The following is a 1223-nucleotide window of genomic DNA, read 5'->3' as shown; positions in this document are numbered from 1 at the left end:
AGCGACCAGAGGGAGGGAGCGCAGCGACCGACCGGCGGGAGTGAAGAACCGGGGTCAATAGGGCCCCAACCCGCGCCGCCGGAGGCGGCGCCATAGACACAGGAGCGGGACGTGAGTGAGAAGATTCAGCGTGTTGGAATCATCGGCGCCGGACAGATGGGCGCCGGTATCGCAGAGGTCTGCGCTCGCGCGCACGTCGATGTGCTGGTGTACGAGCAGACCCGTGAACTCGCCGCGGCCGGCCGGTCGCGCATTCTGCGGTCGCTGGACCGCGGGGTGAGCAGCGGCAAGATCACCGAGCGTGAGCGTGAGCAGGCGGCCTGGCGGCTGCGTTTCACCTCCGATCTGGGTGATTTCGCCGACCGTCAGTTGGTCGTGGAGGCGGTGCTGGAGGACGAGAAGGTCAAGACCTCGATTTTCGCCGAACTCGACAAGGTCGTCACCGACCCCGGCGCGGTGCTCGCCTCCAACACCTCTTCGATTCCGATCATGAAGATCGCCGTGGCCACCAACAACCCCGAGCGGGTCGTCGGTATGCACTTCTTCAACCCGGTCCCGGTGCTGCCGCTGGTCGAACTGGTGACCACCCTCAAGACCAGCACCGCGGTCTCCGAGCGGGCCGAGAAGTTCGCCGCCGAGATCCTGGGCAAGGAGGTCGTGCGTTCCTCCGACCGTTCCGGTTTCGTCGTCAACGCGCTGCTGGTGCCCTACCTGCTCTCCGCGATCCGCATGGTCGAGTCCGGGTTCGCCACCAAGGAGGACGTCGACAAGGCGATGGTGCTGGGCTGTGCGCATCCGATGGGCCCGCTGGCGCTCACCGATCTGGTCGGCCTCGATACCGTGAAATCCATCGCCGATTCGATGTACGGCGAATTCAAAGAACCGCTGTATTCGGCCCCGCCGCTGCTCATGCGCATGGTCGAGGCGGGCCTGCTGGGTAAGAAGACCGGCGCGGGCTTCTATCAGTACGGCGGCAAATAGCCGAGCCCATTCCAGCGTTCTTTCCGGATGGACGCCATCCATGGGCGAGCCCGGTTCTGGAGCGACCAGAGGGAGGGAGCGGCGTGCGCGCACCCACCATAGGTCGCGGCCGTCGAGCACTTCCACGATCGCGGAACCCGCCCAGATTTTCATGGTGTATGTGAGACGGTTGATCCCCGCCACCTTCATCCGGATGGTCGCATCCGTCAAGGGTGGGGCCCGCCCGGTTCTGGAGCGACCAG

At 65.5% G+C, this 1223-nt stretch carries 1 protein-coding gene; it reads left to right on the top strand.

Going from position 1 to position 1223, the window contains the following annotated elements; translation table 11 throughout:
* Positions 1 to 111: 111 nt before the first annotated feature.
* Positions 112 to 981, top strand: a complete 870-nt coding sequence (locus ACWDU1_RS32445; protein WP_450004234.1) for a 3-hydroxybutyryl-CoA dehydrogenase — start codon at positions 112 to 114, stop codon at positions 979 to 981.
* The last annotated feature ends 242 nt before the right edge of the window (positions 982 to 1223 follow it).

Source organism: Nocardia sp. NPDC003345, from assembly GCF_053589395.1.
This window is presented reverse-complemented; position numbering and strand designations above follow the sequence as displayed.